The 17555-nt window shown below is 66.5% G+C and carries 11 protein-coding genes and 1 pseudogene; 8 read left to right on the top strand and 4 right to left on the bottom strand.

Going from position 1 to position 17555, the window contains the following annotated elements; all coding sequences use genetic code 11:
- Positions 1 to 53: 53 nt before the first annotated feature.
- The 3 genes from NX778_RS23580 to NX778_RS23570 all read left to right on the top strand — a co-directional run bounded on the left by NX778_RS23580 (position 54) and on the right by NX778_RS23570 (position 2655).
- Positions 54 to 1289: an acetamidase/formamidase family protein gene (locus tag NX778_RS23580; RefSeq protein WP_258814256.1), complete on the top strand. Its 1236-nt coding sequence runs from the start codon at positions 54 to 56 to the stop codon at positions 1287 to 1289.
- Positions 1290 to 1474: 185 nt separating this feature from the next.
- A complete protein-coding gene (locus NX778_RS23575; RefSeq protein ID WP_258814255.1) occupies positions 1475 to 2230 on the top strand; it encodes an SDR family oxidoreductase in 756 nt (251 codons plus the stop codon).
- An 11-nt stretch (positions 2231 to 2241) separates the two neighbouring features.
- Complete coding sequence (locus tag NX778_RS23570) at positions 2242 to 2655, top strand: cupin domain-containing protein (protein ID WP_258814254.1); 414 nt, start codon at positions 2242 to 2244, stop codon at positions 2653 to 2655.
- Positions 2656 to 2797: 142 nt separating this feature from the next.
- On the opposite strand, the gene NX778_RS23565 is transcribed toward NX778_RS23570, so the two are convergent.
- Together NX778_RS23565 and NX778_RS23560 are read right to left on the bottom strand one after the other, a co-directional pair.
- Positions 2798 to 3916, bottom strand: coding sequence for a J domain-containing protein (locus NX778_RS23565; protein ID WP_258814253.1), 1119 nt, complete (start codon positions 3914 to 3916; stop codon positions 2798 to 2800).
- 122 nt (positions 3917 to 4038) lie between these two features.
- Positions 4039 to 4260 (bottom strand): annotated as a pseudogene (locus NX778_RS23560) (short-chain dehydrogenase); the annotation flags it as partial.
- On the opposite strand from NX778_RS23560, the gene NX778_RS23555 reads away from it, so the two are divergent.
- Positions 4190 to 4543, top strand: coding sequence for a helix-turn-helix domain-containing protein (locus tag NX778_RS23555; RefSeq protein ID WP_258814252.1), 354 nt, complete (start codon positions 4190 to 4192; stop codon positions 4541 to 4543). The pseudogene NX778_RS23560 and the gene NX778_RS23555 sit on opposite strands and share 71 nt — an antisense overlap.
- Here the strand turns inward: NX778_RS23555 and scpC are convergent, their stop codons facing one another.
- Entirely contained in the window at positions 4544 to 6070 is a 1527-nt protein-coding gene (gene scpC / locus NX778_RS23550; RefSeq protein WP_258814251.1) for a succinyl-CoA:acetate CoA-transferase ScpC, read from the bottom strand.
- A gap of 111 nt (positions 6071 to 6181) precedes the next feature.
- Here scpC and hpaR point away from each other — a divergent pair, with 111 nt between their 5' ends.
- A complete protein-coding gene (gene hpaR / locus NX778_RS23545; RefSeq protein ID WP_258814250.1) occupies positions 6182 to 6637 on the top strand; it encodes a homoprotocatechuate degradation operon regulator HpaR in 456 nt (151 codons plus the stop codon).
- A 155-nt stretch (positions 6638 to 6792) separates the two neighbouring features.
- Here the strand turns inward: hpaR and NX778_RS23540 are convergent, their stop codons facing one another.
- Positions 6793 to 9369, bottom strand: a complete 2577-nt coding sequence (locus tag NX778_RS23540; protein WP_258814249.1) for a sensor domain-containing protein — start codon at positions 9367 to 9369, stop codon at positions 6793 to 6795.
- A 404-nt stretch (positions 9370 to 9773) separates the two neighbouring features.
- Between NX778_RS23540 and NX778_RS23535 the strand changes: the two genes are divergently transcribed.
- From NX778_RS23535 to NX778_RS23525, 3 genes are read left to right on the top strand one after another with little or no spacing between them, the layout of a single operon-like run.
- Positions 9774 to 12296 carry a diguanylate cyclase domain-containing protein gene (locus NX778_RS23535; RefSeq protein ID WP_258814248.1) on the top strand — a complete coding sequence of 841 codons (2523 nt, stop codon included), beginning with the start codon at positions 9774 to 9776 and terminating at the stop codon, positions 12294 to 12296.
- A gap of 22 nt (positions 12297 to 12318) precedes the next feature.
- A complete protein-coding gene (locus NX778_RS23530) occupies positions 12319 to 13719 on the top strand; it encodes an aminotransferase class I/II-fold pyridoxal phosphate-dependent enzyme (protein WP_258814247.1) in 1401 nt (466 codons plus the stop codon).
- 21 nt (positions 13720 to 13740) lie between these two features.
- Positions 13741 to 17523: an AMP-binding protein gene (locus tag NX778_RS23525; protein ID WP_258814246.1), complete on the top strand. Its 3783-nt coding sequence runs from the start codon at positions 13741 to 13743 to the stop codon at positions 17521 to 17523.
- Positions 17524 to 17555: the final 32 nt, after the last annotated feature.

Below are 17555 nucleotides of genomic sequence, written 5' to 3'. Positions count from 1 at the left end.
AGCCGAAGCCGACCATGCGCAAAGCACTTCTGCTATCTTGCCTTTGCATTTCCATGTCCGCGCAGGCGGCAGAAAGCTGGCTGCTTAAGCTCGACCGCTGGGGCAACCCCTCGTATATGACCCTGCATTTGCAGGACGAGGACGGCAAGCTGACCGGCACCCTCGACGGCGACGCCCTGACCGGAACACGGAAGAATGGTCAGCTTCTGCTGAACGTCGTCGACAAGCAGGGCAAGCGCTACGAATACAAAGGCAGCGCCAGCGCGGACCGCCTGGAGGGCAAGGCGGATTTCCCTGATACGAACGACGCGCAAGCGCGCGCCAGCCATGCCTTCAGTGCCCGCCGCTTGCCGGACCGCCCATCCAACGCGCCGCAGCGGCATGAATTCGCGCCGAAGGATTATTCGAACGAGTTCAGCGCCACCCGCCTGCCGGTCTTGACGGTCTGGCCGGGCGATACCATCCACACCACGACCATCGATTCCGGCGGCGTCGACGAGCGCGGCGTGACACGCGCGCTGTTTGGCAATCCGCAAACCGGACCCTTCTTCGTGATGGGAGCGGAAGCAGGCGACATCCTGGTGGTCCACCTGCTCAAGCTGAAATTGAACCGCGATTATGCGGACAGCCTTGATGCCATCGTCGGACGCGCGCAGGCGACTGGCCTTGCGGCCCGCGCCGGCACACTGGGCAAGCCGGTGCGCTGGAAGCTGGACCGCGAGCGCGGCCTTGCCAGCCCCGAGCAGGCCGGCGACGCCTTGCGCGGCTTTGCCGTGCCGGTGCGGCCCATGCTGGGCGGGCTGGCGGTGGCCCCGCCCGATGGCCCCGCCGTTTCCACCGGCGATACGGGCCGCTTCGGCGGCAATATGGATTTCAATGACGTCGTCGAGGGCAACACCATCTACCTTCCGGTGCAACAGCCTGGCGCCCTGCTCTATCTCGGCGATGCCCATGCGCTGCAGGGCGACGGCGAGACCTCGCAGTACGCGCTTGAAACGTCGATGGACGTGGAGTTCACGATCGACGTCATCAAGGGCAAGGCGATCGGCATGCCGCGCGTGGAATCGCCGACGCAGATCATGACGCTGGGCCAGGCCGGTTCACTGGACGACGCCCTGCGCATGGCGACCGCAGGCATGACGCAATGGCTGCAGCAAGACTACGGCCTCAGCCTGTCCGACAGCGCCGTGGTGCTGGGTAGCGCCGTCCAGTACACGATCGCCAACCTGGCCGGCCGCAGCGTCGGCGTCGCCGCCAAAATCAACAAGAGCCTGCTGCCGCGCCGCTGACCATTTGATTCTATTCGGCGGATCGCGCCGATGGACGAAGCGCCCCTGAGGCCGGTTTAGGCCGGCTGCACAAAAAAATCTGGTTGACTGCCAAAAATCGACGATTGCCTGTCACAAAACGCCGACCTATAACGTCTTATAGCCAGGGAAGATCGCAAGTGCTTCTTCAATGTGAAAGGTAGATCATGAAAATCGTCGTTATTGGCGGTACCGGGCTGATCGGCTCGAAAACCGTCACCATTCTTCGCCGGGGCGGCCACGAGGTCATCGCCGGTTCGCCTAAAAGCGGTATCAACAGCATCACCGGCGAGGGCCTGCAGCAGGCTTTGACCGGCGCGCAAGTGGTGATCGACCTCGCTAATTCGCCCTCATGGGAAGACCATGCAGTGATGGAATTTTTCCAGACGTCCAGCCGAAATCTGCTTGCGGCGGAAGCCGCAGCCGGCGTCCGCCACCACGTTGCGCTCTCCATCGCCGGGACCGACCGGATGCCTGACAACGGCTATTTCCGCGCCAAGGTCGCACAAGAAGAAGCGATTGTGGCTTCCGGCATTCCTTATACCATCGTCCGCGCGACCCAGTTCATGGAATTCCTCGGCGGCATTGCCGATTCGGGTATGGTCGGCAACGTCGTTAAGCTGGCGCCCGGCCAGTTCCAGCCCATCGCATCGGACGACGTGGCGGCGAACGTTGCCGAAGTCGCGCTGGCGGCGCCGCGCATGGGCATTGTCGAGATCGCCGGCCCGGAACGCGCACCGCTCAACGAATTCATCGCCCGCTACCTCAAAGCGGTCGGCGACCCGCGCCAGGTTGTCAGTGATCCCGAGGCCCGCTACTTCGGCGGCAAGGTCGGCGAACACTCGCTGGTGCCTCTGGGCGAAGCGCGCCTCGGCCGCATCGGTCTCGACGAATGGCTGCGCAGCGCCAGGTCCGCAAACTAAGGGAGAACTTCGTGAAACGCATGATTCTTTCCCTGCTGGTCGCCAGTCTGCCATTTGCTGGTGTCCATGCCGAAGCGCCGAAGGCGAAGAACGCCAGGGTAACCCTGGTCTACCAACACGAACTGCCTAATGTTCCGGGCAAGAGCCTCAAGGGCGTGCTGGTCGAATACGGTCCAGGCGGCTTTTCACCTGGCCATACACATCCCAAGTCCGCCTTCATCTACGCGACGGTGCTGGAGGGGGCGATCCGCAGCCAGGTCAACGACGGACCTGAGACCATTTACAAAGCAGGTCAGAATTTCTCTGAGATGCCTGGCGACCGGCACGGCGTCAGTGCCAATGCCAGCACGACGGAGCCGGCCAAGCTGCTCGCGGTTTTCGTCGTGGACACGAATGAGAAGGAACTGACGACGCCATTCGAATGAGATTTCCCGGGCCACCAAGAATGCTTTAGCGAGAACGCCAGCCCATCCAGGCTGGCGTTTTTGTTTCCAGCGTTGGAAATACCAGGTCCGGTCCATTTCCGGTACAACGCAGCATCACCGAGCGGTGCGAAAAGCCGATGGATCAGAACCAGTAGACGTCATCGTAGTCGTGCCTTACCGCAGGCGAATACGTTTTGAGCCATGCCTTGAGCTTCTTAATGTCCTTAAACTCGTTCAGCTCGATGGTGATGGTGTTCACCTTGGCGCGCATTTCAGCAATATCCACGCGCAGGCAGCGCAATAGCAGCTGAGGCGTGGGGCGTCGGCGCAGTCGCCCCCCACTATCCATCACGGCATTCTGCTCGATACCATCAAGCTCGCTTCGGGTTTCGCGCAGCTGACGCTCGAGAATGTTGTTGTACGCCTTGATCCTCTCTTCGCTCAGGCTGTTCAGATCGGCCTGATCGATCTGTTGAGCTTCCCACTGTAGGTCCAGCAGACTTAGCAGATCTTGCGCCTTGTATGCCACATTCACGCGCTGCATCAGGGCCGTCTTTCGCTCGCGCTGGTCAGCGTCCGGCTCGCGATCCGGGTGCAAGCCGCTGGCCAGCTTGCGGAAAATATCGCGCACCGATTGCTTGAGTTCATCCTCCGCCGCCGCTTGGCGCCGTTCCTGCGCCAGCGCACTGGCCGACTTGCGACGTGCGCCCGCCTTGGCACGCCCAGCCGGCTGTTCCTCACTGAAGCCTTGCCCTTCGCGCGCCGCCATCGCCTCAAGCATGTCCTCGGGGGAACGCAGGTCATCGTCGTCCATTTGCAGGCCCAGGATATCTGCGATCATGCTGAGAGAAATGGCATCGTCCTGCTCAGTTTCCTCGTCGAAGTCACCGCCGCTATGGCGGTTGTAGATATCCTTGAACTCGACATCGTCGCCGCCGGCCATCAGCTCAAGCGCCAGCGTACAGATGAAGTCGGACAGCTTCGCGCGTTCTCTTTTGCCTAACGAACGGTGTTGGTGCATCTGGTCCAACAGTACCAACATTTCCCGTTGATGCACCGAATAGGCTTGGGCAAGGGGGTGAAACTCGCGCTCGGCCTCGTTCATGATGCCAGGCAAGGCCGCTTCCCAATCGGCCAGCCGACGGCGCGCAGCTTCAAGTTTCTTGATTAAGGTGTTGAATTGCCTGCGGACACGCGAGTGGGAATCCTTGGCGCGGGATTCAGCGATGCTGAGCGAGTGCCGGGCATTAGTCAGTTTCATGAATTACTGTTGTCAGAAGAGCGAGTGAAGGGTCAAAGCAAGGAAGCGCGATAGTCGACAGGAATTATAGATGACTACGCGCCCACGCCAGCCATGACGAGCGCGATAATTCAACCGGCAGTTTAGGCGAGCGGTATCGGGTTGGCCACCAGCATCTCGTTGAGCCCGTTCACCAACGCATGCTCGTTCGGCCCCGGATTGGCACGCAGCTGCTTCGCCTGTTCGACCACCACCTCATCCGCACCTGTCGCCAGGCCGGCCATCGTCTCCTCGATGAACGCCCCCAGCGGCATCGCGCGCGGATCGTCGCTCTTGTGGATCAAGTCGGTATTCACCCAAGGCGGGCAGCACCTGGCCGATCACGTCCACTGGAGCGTGCGCCACTTCAGCCAGGTATTCCAGACCCAGACCGGCATGGCGCCGGCCAAGGCGATCGAAAAGCTGCGGCTGGAAGTGGCCAGGACCATGATCGACGACGGCCACAGCTCGATCGCGCGGATCGCGGCGGCGACCGGATTCGACGACGAAGAGCGCATGCGGCGCGCCTTCGTCAGGGCGCTTGGCCAGCCGCCCAAGGCCTTTATCCAGCAGGCGCGCTCACATCAAGACAACATCCTGCTGAGCTGATTATTCCGGCAGCATCGAGCCGGTGGCGGCGTAGCGCACATGCCAGTCAAAGGCATGCTCCAGCAGGTGCGGCGTGTGGCCGCCGCGCTGGTTCGCCGCCGCCACATAGTCGCGCAGCATTTGCCGGTAGGGTTCGGCCACGCAGTGTTCGATGATCACCGGGGCGCGTTCGCGCGGCGCCAGGCCGCGCAGGTCGGCCAGCCCGATCTCGGTGACGATGATGTCGACGTCGTGCTCGTTATGGTCCACGTGCGACACCATCGGCACGATGCTCGACACCTTGCCGCCCTTGGCCACCGACTTGGTGGCGAACACCGCCAGCGAGGCATTGCGCGCGAAGTCGCCCGAGCCGCCGATGCCGTTCATCATGTGGGTGCCGCCCACATGGGTCGAGTTGACGTTGCCGTAGATATCGGCCTCCAGCGCGGTATTGATCGCGATGATGCCGAGCCGGCGCACCAGTTCCGGATGGTTGCTCACCTCCTGCGGCCGCAGCACCAGCCGGTCCTTGTAGCGGCCGATGTCGCCCAACACCTGCTCGCTGCGGCGCGACGACAGCGTGATCGACGAGCCGGAAGCGAAGTCGAGCTTGCCGGCATCGAACAGGTCGAAGGTCGAATCCTGCAGCACCTCGGAATACATGGTCAGGTGCTGGAACGGGCTGTCGATGAAACCGCACATCACGGCATTGGCGATGTTGCCGATGCCGGCCTGCAGCGGCAGCAGGTTCTCTCCCAGCCGCCCGGCCGCCACTTCGCGCTCGAAGAACGCCACCAGGTGGGCCGCGATCGCCGCCGTGTCCGCATCGGGCTCCAGCACGGTCGAGCAGCTGTCGCGCTGGTCGGTGATGACGATGGCCGCGATCTTCTCGGGCGGGATCATGATGGCGCTGGTGCCGATGCGGTCGCGCGCCGTCATCAGCGGCATCGGCTCGCGCTGCGGCCGCCGTTTCGGGATGAAGATATCGTGCAGCCCTTCCAGCGCCAGCGAGTGCGCCAGGTTGATCTCGACGATCACCTTGTCGGCCAGGATCGCGAAGCTGGCGTTGTTGCCGACCGAGGTGGTCGGCACGATGGCGCCGCTGTCGGTGATGGCGACGGCTTCGATCACCGCGATGTCGATCGGCGCGATCTGGCCGGCGCGCAGGTGCTCGACAGGTTCGGACAGGTGCTGGTCGATGAACATGACTTCGCCGCGGTTGATCGCGGCGCGCAGCGTGGGGTCGGTCTGGAACGGCATGCGGCGCGCCAGCGCACCGGCTTCCGTCAGCACCCGGTCGACCTCGCCGCCGAGCGAGGCGCCGGTCATCAAGGTGATCTTCAGCGGCGCACGGCGCGCCTGTTCGGCCAGCGCTAGCGGCACCGCCTTGGCGTCGCCGGCGCGGGTAAAGCCGCTCATGCCGACGGTCATGCCATCCTTGATCAAGGCCGCCGCCGCGGCGGCACTGGTGATGCGTTGCCGCAAGAGGGGATGGCGGATGCGGTCCTGGTATTGGTCGAAGCTGGAGGGGAGGTCGTGCAGGTTCATGATGTCTCGTTTCTGGCAGCGGGGAGCCGCCGGGGCCTTATAATTCACTACTATATGAGTGATTAAATCACTAGCATGCTAGTGAAGTCAACCTTCCCGTCAGGAGGCAGAATGGCCAAGCGTTTCAAACATCGCAATTTGCCGCAGCAATTCTTGAGCGCGCGCGACGCGCTGCTGTCGCATTTCCGCCCCATCATCCAGCACTACGGCTTGACCGAGCAGCAGTGGCGCCTGCTGCGCGCGCTGGACGAACACGGCCAGCTCGAACCGCGCGAACTGTGCGCGCTGTGCCAGATTCTCAGCAGCAGCATGGCCGGCATCCTGGCGCGCATGGAGGAAACCGGGCTGGTGCAGCGCATCCGTGTGGAAAGCGACCACCGCCGCGTGATGGTCAGCCTGGCGCCGAAAGGCGATGCGCTGATCGACGAGATGGCGCCGCTGATCGAGCAGCAGTACCACTACCTTGAACAGGCCGTGGGAAAAAGTTCGCTGGAGGCTTTGTCGGTCGCGCTGGAAGGGTTTATCAAGGCCCAGAGCGGACCGGTGCAACAGGTGCCGCTGCCTTAGCTAGTTTTAAAGAGAACGTCGTTCCCGCGCAGGCGGGAACGACGGTATCTCTTTGCTTACGGACCAACCGCCGAGTTGATCGCCGAGGCATATGCGCCATCGTGGCCAAGGCGCTGCACGCCTGGATATCGTCATACAGCCACATGAAGCCGTTGCTAAACATCGGGGAATGGCGTGCCCGGCCCGATCCACGGCGGTGCGCCCGATGCCAGCCAGCCGCCCAGTTCATCGGCGGGTACGGGACGCGAAAACAGCAGGCCCTGGCCGAAGTCGCAGCCGGCCTCGCGCAGCAGCCGCATCTGCTCTTCGGTCTCCACGCCTTCCGCGATCACCTGCATGCCGAGCTTGTGCGCCATCGTGATGATGGCGTCGCACAGCGCATAGTCGGTGGTGCCGGCCGCCAGGTGCATGACGAAGGCGCGGTCGATCTTCAGGAAATGGAAATTGAACTTCTTCAGGTAGGACAGCGAGGAATAGCCGGTGCCGAAATCGTCCAGCGCCAGCTCCATGCCATGGTCGACGATCTGGCGCAGTTGCTGGATGACGAAAGGATTGTTATCGAGGAGCATGCCCTCGGTCACTTCGATCACCAGGGTGCGGTCCGGAATCCCGGCATTGCGCGCCATGCGGAAGCAGCGCTCGCTGACTTCGTGCCCGGACAGCAGCTGCACCGGCGACACGTTGATGCTCACTTGCATCTCGGCGTGGTTGTCGCGGATCCACCGGCCGACATCGCGGACCACGGTCTTGAAGATCTGCTCGCCCAGCTCGACGATCAGCCCTGTTTCCTCGCACAAGGGAATGAATTCCACCGGGCTGATCGGTCCCTTCTGAGGATGATTCCAGCGCACCAGCGACTCCGCCTTGCGCATCTGCCCCGTTTCCAGGCAGATGATGGGCTGGTAATGCACCTTCAGCCGCTCGGCCGCGATGCAGGCGCGCAAATCCTTGATCAGCTGGCGCCGGGCCTGGGCCCGCTCCTGCATGATGTGCGAGAAATAGGCGTAGCGGTTGCGGCCCTGCTCCTTCGCCGTGTGCATGGCCTGGTTGGCATGCTTGACCAGGCTTTCCATGTCGGTGGCGTCCTTCGGATAGTGGGTGATGCCCACGCTGGCGGACAGGTGCAGGGTTTCGTCGCCGACCAGGAAGGGCTGCGCCATCGAATCGATGATGGCCTGGGCGGCCTCGCCGACCGCCTGCCGATCGGCGCCCGGCTGGAAGGCCGAGCGCAGCAGGACGGCGAATTCATCGGCGCCGAAGCGGGCCACGGTATCGTTTTCGCCGGTGCCGTCGATCAGCCGCCGGGCCGCTTCCTTCAGGATCAGGTCGCCCTTCGAGTGGCCGAGGGTTTCATTGACGTCCTTGAAGCGGTCGAGGTCGATGACCAGCAAAGTGAAGCCGCCCCCCTCCTCGCGCGCGCGCTCGATGGCCTGGCCCAGCCGGTCGAGGAACAGCTGGCGGTTGGGCAGGCCCGTGAGCGCGTCGTAATTGCCCTGGCGCCAGGCCAGCTCTTCCGCCTTCTTGGTCTCCGTGACGTCGGTGCCGATCTCGATGTAGTAGCGCACTTGCCGGTCGGCGCCGCAGGCCGCGGCGATGCTGCGGTATTCGGCGATCACATGGCCATCCTTGTGCCGGCTCCACAATTCTCCGCACCATTGCCCGGTGGCGTGCAGCTGTTCCCAGATCGCGTCGTAGATATTGGCGTCGTCCAGGCCCGCGTTGTAGACCCGTGGCGCCTTCCCCACGATCTCGTCGGGCAAATAGCCGCGCATGCGCGTGAACGCCGGGTTGACGGTCAGGATGCGGCCGCCGGGATCGACCACCGCGATCGCCTCGTGGCTGTTCTGGAACACGATCGCGCCCAGTTCGAGCTCGTGCTGGATCGACTTGATGGCCGAGATGTCGGTGATCGTGCCCAGCATGCGCTTGGGCTTGCCGCCGGTGTCCACCATCAGCTTGCCCTGGGCGCGGATCCAGATCCAGCTGCCGTCGCGATGGCGCACGCGGCCCTCGACATCGAGCCGCTCGCTGCGCCCGGACAGCAGGCCGGCCACGGCATGCTCGATGTCCGCAACGTCATCCGGATGCGCCCAGCTCGCCAATGCGGCGCGCGTCGTCCGCAGCGGGGCGACGGCCATGCCGACAATGTCCTGCCAGGCCGGAAAGACCGTCAGCAGGCCGGTGTCGGCCTGCCACTCCCAGGCGCCGGCGCCCGAGAATTCGAGGGCCAGGCGCCAGCGCTGCTCAAGGATCGACAGTTCCTGCTGGCGGCGGCGCTGCTCGGTCACGTCGTGCACCACGCCCATCAGGAAGCAGCAGCCGCCATCGGCCTCGATCGCCGGCGAGACGCTGACTTCGCCCGTCTTGGTGCCGCTCGGATAGTTCGATACCTCTTCCCAGTGCTGCGTCTTGCCGGTCTCGATTGCTTGCCGATAATGCCGCTTGACCAGTTCCAGCGAGGCCGGCGGAATGACCTCGTCGATCTCCTTGCCGATCACGTCGGCCACGCGCAAACCAGTCGTGCCGGCGAAGCGCTGGTTGACGGCGACAAAGCGGTAGCGGTCGGCGCCCAGCACTTCGAGGAAGAAGATGACGTCGGCGACATGGTCGAACAGGAAATTCAGGTGCCGCTGGTCGAGCGGCACGACGCCGGCGCCCATCGGGCCGCTGGCCTGGACCGCGGCGGATGGCGGTGTGGGGGACGCGGGCGCATCGTCGCCGGGACGGCTCATGTTCGACTCTTCTTCCATTGGGCGGCGTGTTTACTGGCACAAAGCGCACAGTGTAGCCGAATACAGGTAATGGCAATCCGACTACAGGAAGTCGACATTTCTTACACCGGCGTCGGGCGCCGCGCAAGCTTTGATTTGCAATGCCGGCGCGCTCTATGCTTGAGCTGCCATCGCTGCGTCCCATCGTTTTTCTCCCGGTTGGCGTCCCCATGGTTCTGGCTAGCTCACTCAGGGAAAACCGGCGGTCGGTCGCCATCTGCAACGTCGGCGCAACACCTCTCCCCGCCAGACACGCAATTGTGAAGTAAACCCGAGGCTCGCGTGTTACTATCAGGCAAGTTCTGATAAACCGGAACAAACCTGGCACGCGCCCTACCCGGCGCTTTCATCAGCTCGAGACAAGAATGCAAAACGCCAGCTCACACTGGGTCAGCCGTTACATCACGGCGATCCACTGGTTCATCCCCGCCGAAGCGCAACAGCACGCGGCCCAGCTGACACGGGCGCAAAACGTGATCAACGCGGTCCTGATGGCCGCCTTGTCCGGCCCGTTCTACGCGCTCGCCTATTACCTGCTCGGCTTCCCGGTCGCGGCGCACGAGATCCTGACCTGCTGCGGCTTCATGTTCCTGGCGCCGTTCCTGCTCAAGTTCACGCGCAGCATCGCGATCGCGCGCGAAGTGTTCCTGTGCGCGGTGTTCTTCAACTTCACCTGGCTGACCTTCAACCTGGGCGGGGTGAACGCGCCCACCGCCGGCTGGCTGATCACGGCGCCGGTGGTGGCGATGTTCCTCGGCGGCGTCGGCACCGCCGTGTTCTGGCTCAGCATGAGCTGCCTGGCGGTGGTCGCGATCTACACCCTGCCCCTGCTCGGCTTCCCCCTGCCCGGCCACCCGGTCAAGGACATGGACCTGCTGTACCTGCTGTGCGACCTCGGCCTGTACCTGGTGATCGTGGTGTTCGTGCTGCTGTTCGAGCTGACCAAGACCCAGGGCTTCATCAAGCTCGAACAGGCGCTCAACGTGATCAACGAACTGGCGATCCGCGACGAGCTCACCGGCAGCCATAACCGCCGCCACCTGATCGACCTGATCGAGCAGGAGCGCGCGCGGGTGCAGCACAACGGCGCCAACGCCTTCTGCATCTGCCTGCTCGACATCGACCACTTCAAGCGCATCAACGACACCTACGGCCACGCGGCCGGCGACGTGGTGCTGCGCAGCTTCGCGCTGACGGTGCAGAAGAAGATCCGCGAGACCGACTGCTTCGGCCGCTACGGCGGCGAGGAATTCCTGCTGATGCTGCCCACCACCTCGCTGGAGGACGCGATGCTGTTCGCCGAGCGGGTGCGCTACACGGTCGAGCGGCTGCTGTTCCCGGACGTCGCCGACGGCCTGCGGATCTCGGTGTCGATCGGGGTCGCGCAGTACCGCAACGGCGAGACCATCGGCCAGACCGTCAGCCGCGCCGACGAGGCGCTGTACATGGCCAAGTCGGGCGGCCGCAACCGCGTGGTCAACTACGGCCAGTCGATCGACGTCGCGCGCCGCATCGTCGACGACAGCGGCGCCACGGCCGGCGCGCCGCTGCTGGAGTCGGGCGACACCAGCCAGTGCGACCCGCTCACCGGGCTGCTGGGACGGCGCGTGCTGCGCGACCGCCTGGCGCACGCGATGGCACGCGCGGTGCGCAACGAGCGCATGGTCGGGCTGATGCTGCTGAACGTGAACAAGTTCAAGGACATCAACGAGGCGCTCGGCTTCGAGGCCGGCGACGCCGTGCTGGTGCAGATCGCGGCCAAGGTGCGCGCCTGCCTGCGCGAATCGGACACCGTGGTGCGCTCCGGCGGCGACGAATTCATCGTGATCCTGGAAGACCTGGCCCAGCCCGGCGACGCCCAGCAGGTGGCCGAGAAGATCCTCGACCGCTTCGCCCTGCCGCTGGCGGTCGGCGAGCGTGAATCCTTCGTCTCGCTCAGCGTCGGCATCGCCACCTTCCCTGCGCCCGGCTGCGACATCGACGTGCTGCTCAAGCGCGCCGACACCGCCATGGGCAGCGCCAAGCGCTGGGGCGAGAACAGCGTGCAGGTCTACACCTCGGACGAACCGCTGCCGCCGTCCGAACGGCTGGTGCTGAAGAACCACCTGCGCGAGGCGCTCGCCAACAACCAGCTGATCCTGCAGTACCAGCCGCAGATCGACCTGGCCACCAAACGCATCGTCGGGGTCGAGGCGCTGGTGCGCTGGGACCACCCGCAATACGGCCGCATCGAACCGGGGCGTTTCATCGGCCTGGCCGAGGAGACCGGCCTGATCGTGCCGATCGGCGAATGGGTGCTGCGCACCGCCTGCCAGCAGAACCGGGCCTGGCGCGAAGCCGGCCTGCCGGCGGTGAAGACCGCGGTCAACCTGTCGGCGCGCCAGCTCAAGCATGCGGAACTGATCGAACGGGTGCTGGCGGTGGTGGCCGATACCGGCATCGAGCCGGCCTGCCTGGAACTCGAGATCACCGAGGGCATCCTGGTCGACAGCGTCGAGACCAACCGCATCGGCCTGCAAACGCTGCGCGACGCCGGCATCAAGATCTCGATCGACGACTTCGGCACCGGTTATTCGAGCCTGTCCTACCTGGCCGAGCTGCCGGTGGACATCCTCAAGATGGACCGCAGCTTCGTCATGCGCCTGGGCCAGGATGGCGAAAGCACGCGCGCCCATGCGCTGGCCGAATCGATCATCCACATGGCGCACCGCCTGCAGCTGATCGTGATCGCGGAAGCGGTGGAAACCGCCGGCCAGCTGGCCGACCTGGCCGCGATGGGCTGCGATTTCGCCCAGGGCTACTACTTCCACCGCCCGCTCGGCCACGAGCAGATCGCCGAGCTGCTGCGGCAGCAGCGCGAAGCCGCGCCGGCCCGGATGGTCGCCTGACCCGTCCGGCTACAATCACACCATGAGCGACTCATTCCAAGCCGCGCTGCCGCAGGACGGTGGCGCGCCGCAGCACGACCCGGACGCCGAACTGGCGCAGCAGGTGCGCGCGATGCTGGCCAAGGGCTCGCTGACCGGATCGGCGGCCCAGTTCGCGCAGCCGCGCGGCGCCGACCTGCTGGGCCGCGTCGGCGCGGTCGAAACCTGGCACGACGCCCGCAGCCGCGACGGCCTGTGGCAGTACACCCGCTCGCTCGACGGCGCGCCGCTGCCGATCGCCAGCATCCGCGACGAAGGCGGCCACGGCGCGCGCGGCATCAATTTCGCCTCGCAGGACTACCTGTCGCTGGCCTCGCACCCGCAGGTGGCGGAAGCGGCGGCGCGGGCGCTGCGCGAGGCCGGCCCGCACAGCGCCGGCTCGGCGGTCCTGCTCGGGAACACCCGCATCTCGCTGGAACTGGAGCAGGCGATCGCCGGCCTGGTCGCGCTCGACCACGTGGCCCTGTTCCCCACCGGCTGGGGCGCGGCCTTCGGCGCCATCACGGCGCTGGTGCAGCCGCAGGACCACATCGTGATCGACCAGTTCGCGCATGCCTCGCTGCGCCAGGGCGCGGCCGCGGCCACGCCCAACGTCGCCATCAACCGCCACCTCGACCTGGCGCACGTGCGCGAGCAGCTGGCCGCGATCCGCGCGCGCGACAGCGCCAACGGCATCCTGGTGGTCACCGAGGGCCTGTTCAGCATGGACTCGGACACCCCCGACCTGGCCGGACTGCAGCAGGCCTGCCGCGAATTCGGCGCGACCCTGCTGGTGGACGTGGCGCACGACCTGGGCGCGATGGGACCGGGCGGCGGCGGCTGCATCGCCCAGCAGGGCATGACCGGCGAGATCGACCTGGTGATGGGCGCCTTCTCCAAGACCTTCGGCTCGAACGGCGGCTTCGTCGCCACCGCGTCACGCGCGGTCAAGCGCCACCTGCAGCTGTTCGCCGGGCCGCACATGTTCTCCAACGCGCTCTCGCCGGTGCAGGCGGCGGTGATCCGCGAGTGCATCGCGATCATCCGCGGCGGCGAGGGCGACGCCCTGCGCGCGGACCTGATGCGCAATGCCGAGGGCCTGCGCGCCCAGCTGGCGGCCGAAGGGCTGCACTGCATGGGCATCGCCTCGCCGATCGTGCCGGTCCTGATCGGCAGCGAAAAGGTCTCGCGGCTGGTCGGCAAACTGCTGTTCGAGCAGTCGGTGTTCGTCAACCAGGTCGAATTCCCCGGAGTGCCCGTCGGCGCCTCCCGCTTGCGCCTTCAGTTAATGTCCAACCATAATATGCAACAAATTAAGCGAGCCGCACCCGTCATCGGGCAAGCGGTCGCGCGTGCGCGGCGGGCCATCGAGCTGGCCGAGGACGGGCCGGGGCGCGGCCACTGACAGGGGACCGATTTGGGAGAGATGCAGGACATCAGCGGCATAACCGGCGAAGACATCGTCCTGCTCACCGAGCGCTTGCGCGAGCACGCGCGCGCGGCGCCCGGGCGCCTGGCCTACACCTTCCTGCGCGACGACGGCCGCATCGACGAGATCACCTACGGCGAACTTGAGCGGCGCGCCAGTGCGCTGGCGGCCACGCTGGCCGGGCATGCCGCACCGGGCGCGCGCGCCCTGCTGCTGTATCCCGCCGGGCTCGAATTCATCACGGTCTACCTGGCCTGCCTGCTGGCCGGGATCATCGCCGTGCCGTCCACCATCCCGCACAAGACGCGCGCCTCGCGCCGCCTCAAGGCGCTGGTGGAGGATGCCGACCCGGCCCTGATCCTGACCCGCAGCGATTGCGAAACGGCGGTGCTGGCCAGCCTGTCGCTGGTCGATGCGGACAGCCGCAGCTGCCTGTCGACCGACCTGCTGGAGCCGTCCGGCGACCCGGCCGCACTGCCGGAGATCGGCCCCGACATGGTCGCCTTCCTGCAGTACACCTCCGGCTCTACCTCGCTGCCGAAAGGCGTCGAGATCACGCACCGCAACATCGCCGCCAACGTCGCCTCGATCCGCGAAGGCTTCGGCTTCGGGCCGGCCACCGTGATGGTCAGCTGGCTGCCGCTGTTCCACGACATGGGGCTGATCGGCAGCGTGGTGTCGCCGCTGCACGTGGGCTTTCACTGCGTGCTGATGGCGCCGGCCAGCTTCCTGAAAAATCCGCTGCAATGGCTGGAGGCGATCTCGCGCTACCGCGGCACCTGCGCCGGCGCGCCCAATTTCGGCTGGGACTACTGCACCACGCGCATCGGCGAGGAGCAGAAGGCCGGGCTGGACCTGTCCAGCCTCGACGTCGCCTACAACGGCTCGGAGCCGGTGCGCGCCGGCACCCTGCGCGCGTTTGCCGCCGCGTTCGCGCGCTGCGGCATGCGCGACACCGCCCTGTTCCCCTGCTACGGCATGGCCGAGACCACGCTGTTCGTATCCGGCGGCCCGCGCGGGCGGGCGCCCCTGATGCGCACCGTGAGCAAGTCGCTGCTCGAGGGGAACCAGATCCGCGATGCCGCGCCGGGCGACCCGGACGCGCGCGAAATCGTCAGCTCCGGCCGGGTCGGCGCCGGCGCCCGGGTACTGGTGGTCGATCCCGAGACGCGGCTGCCGGTATCGAGCCACCGCGTGGGCGAGGTGTGGGTCGCCGGCCCGAGCGTCGCGCGCGGCTACTGGAACCGGCCGGAGGAAAGCGCCGAGGTGTTCGGCGCGCGCCTGGCCGGCAGCGGCGAAGGACCGTTCCTGCGCACCGGCGACCTGGCCTTCATGCGCGACGGCGAGCTGTTCATCACGGGACGGTTGAAGGACCTCATCATCATCAACGGCCGCAACGTCTACCCGCAGGACATCGAGGAAGTCATCGAGCACGCGATCGACTTCATCGAGCCGAACATGTGCGCCGCGTTTTCGGTCGAGGCCAACGGCCAGGAGCGGCTGGCGATCGTGGCCGAGGCCAACCGCAACCTGGTGCGCGCCGCCGCGCAGCTGGACAAAGGCCTGTCCGGCACCGAGGAACAGCAGCGCGCCCGGACCGCCTACCTGGCCCGCATCGACGCCATCGCGCAGGACATGTGCAAGCTGATCGCACAGCAGTTCGACGTCTCGGTGTCGTCGGTGGTGTTCGTCAAGCCGGGCACCTTCCCGCGCACCACCAGCGGCAAGGTGCAGCGCTCGCGCTGCAAGGAACTGGCGCTGTCGGGGCAGCTGGAGCTGGTCTACGTGATGCCGGGCAGCCTGTTCGACCGGCGCGCCGCGCGGGCCGCCAAGCCGGCGGCAGCATCGGTGCCGGCGCCGGCCGCGCAGGCGGCCGCGCAAACCGATCACGCCGCATCGCGCGCCAGCGCCGATGCGATGATCGCCTGGCTGCGCCGCTATGCCGAACGGCGCCTGAATTCGCGCGTGATCGACGAACGCCGCACCATCCCGCCCTACGTTGTGCTGGACCTGGGCAACGCCGGCTTCTTCGGCCTGCAGGCGCCGCGCCGCTTCGGTGGCAAGGAGCTCGCCACCGCCGACCTGCTGCGCGTGATGGAACAGCTGGCCGCGGTCGACCTCACGGTGGCCACCATGGTCGGCGTGCACAATGGCCTTGGCATGCGCCCGCTGCTGCGCTTCGGCTCCGAAGCCCAGCGCGAACGCCTGCTGCCGCAGCTCGCCTCCGGCCGCCAGCTGGCCGCGTTCGCGCTGACCGAGCCGGCCGCCGGATCGAACCCGATGGCGCTGCGCGCGACCGCCGTGAAGACGGCCGGCGGCTGGCGCGTCAAGGCCGAGAAGCAGTGGATTGGCCTGGCCGCGTGGGCCGGCCTGATCACCGTGTTCGCCAAGGCCAGCGCGGCCGACGGCAGCCCGCTGGGCATGATCGCCCTCTTGGTCAACGCCGACAACGAGGGCCTGGCGCAAGGTCCGGAAGCGCTGACCATGGGCATGCGCGGCATGATCCAGAACACCGTGCTGCTGGATGACGCCTTCGTGCCGGACGACGCGGTGCTGCTGGCGCCCGGCGAAGGCATGGAAGCGGCGCACGACGCGATGCTGTTCAGCCGCCTGGGCATCGGCGCCATGTGCGTCGGCGCGATGAAACGCTGCGCCCAGCTGATGGCGCGCTATGCGTGGCGCCGTACGGTGGCCACCGGCACGCTGGCCGACAACGCGGTCACCGTCGCGCGCCTGCAGGACCTGACATCGGCGGCCTGGGCCTGCGAAGCGCTGGTGTACGCGATCGCCGCGCAGCTCGACGGCGGCGCCCAGGCCGCTCCGGAAGCCTACCTGGCCTGCAAGGCTGCCGCCAGCGAACTGCTTGGCCATGGCGCCGACCAGCTGGTGCAGATGCTGGGCGGGCGCGGCTACATCGAAACCAATGGCGTCCCGCAGATCCTGCGCGACGCGCGCGTGTTGCGCATCCTCGAAGGCCCGACCGAAACCCTGTACGCGCACCTCGGCGCGACGCTGGCGCGGCCGGACAACGCGGCGCAGCACTTCATCGGCGCCGTGCTGGCGCGGCCCGCGCTGGCCGCCGAACTGGGCGCCGCCGCCGCGCGCGTGGGCGCGCTGGCCGATGGCGCGGCCATGCTGTTCGGATCGCAGGCCGCTGCGCGCCAGTGGATCGACTACCGCCTGGGCGAACTGGCCGCCAGCGCCTTCCTGCTGGGCGCGGCCGAGCAGCGCCAGCAGGCCATCGGCGCCGAAGGGCTCGCGGCCAGCAATGCCGTGGTGTGGGCGCGCCGCCGTTTCAACGTCCAGCTGCAGGCGCTGCTGTCGGAGCTGGCCGGACAGCGCCCGTATGCGCGCCCCGCCGCCCTGCTCGAACTGGTGGCCGGCTATGCGAACTCGATCGGCGACCTCGAACAGGGGCTGGCCGGCGAAGACCACCAGCCGGACGCGCTGCTGCGCCGCGCCGCCGCAGCGCCGCCGGCGCCGCATCTGCAACTGGACACGCCACCGCCCCCAAGCCATGGTTCGGCGACCACCCGCGCGATCATCCACGAGTGCCTGCTCAAGTGGCTGCGCAGCGAGCGCCGCGAGATCCACGCGCTCGACTTCGACACGCCGTTCACCACCCTCGGCATGGATTCGCTGGCGACCGCCTCGATCGCGGTCGACCTCGAACAGCGCCTCGGCATGCAGGTCGTGCCCGAACTGCTGTTCGACCACCAGAGCGTGAACCAGCTGGCCGCCTTCCTGGACCAGCACCGCCACCCGGCCGGCGCAGCATGAGCCGGCCGCTTTCCCACCTGACTGCCACCGAC

It is taken from the genome of Massilia terrae (genome assembly GCF_024753145.1).
Classification (GTDB): Bacteria; Pseudomonadota; Gammaproteobacteria; order Burkholderiales; family Burkholderiaceae_D; genus Telluria; species Telluria terrae.
Note: the sequence above shows the minus strand (reverse complement) of the source record. Positions and strands in the feature narration are given on the sequence as shown.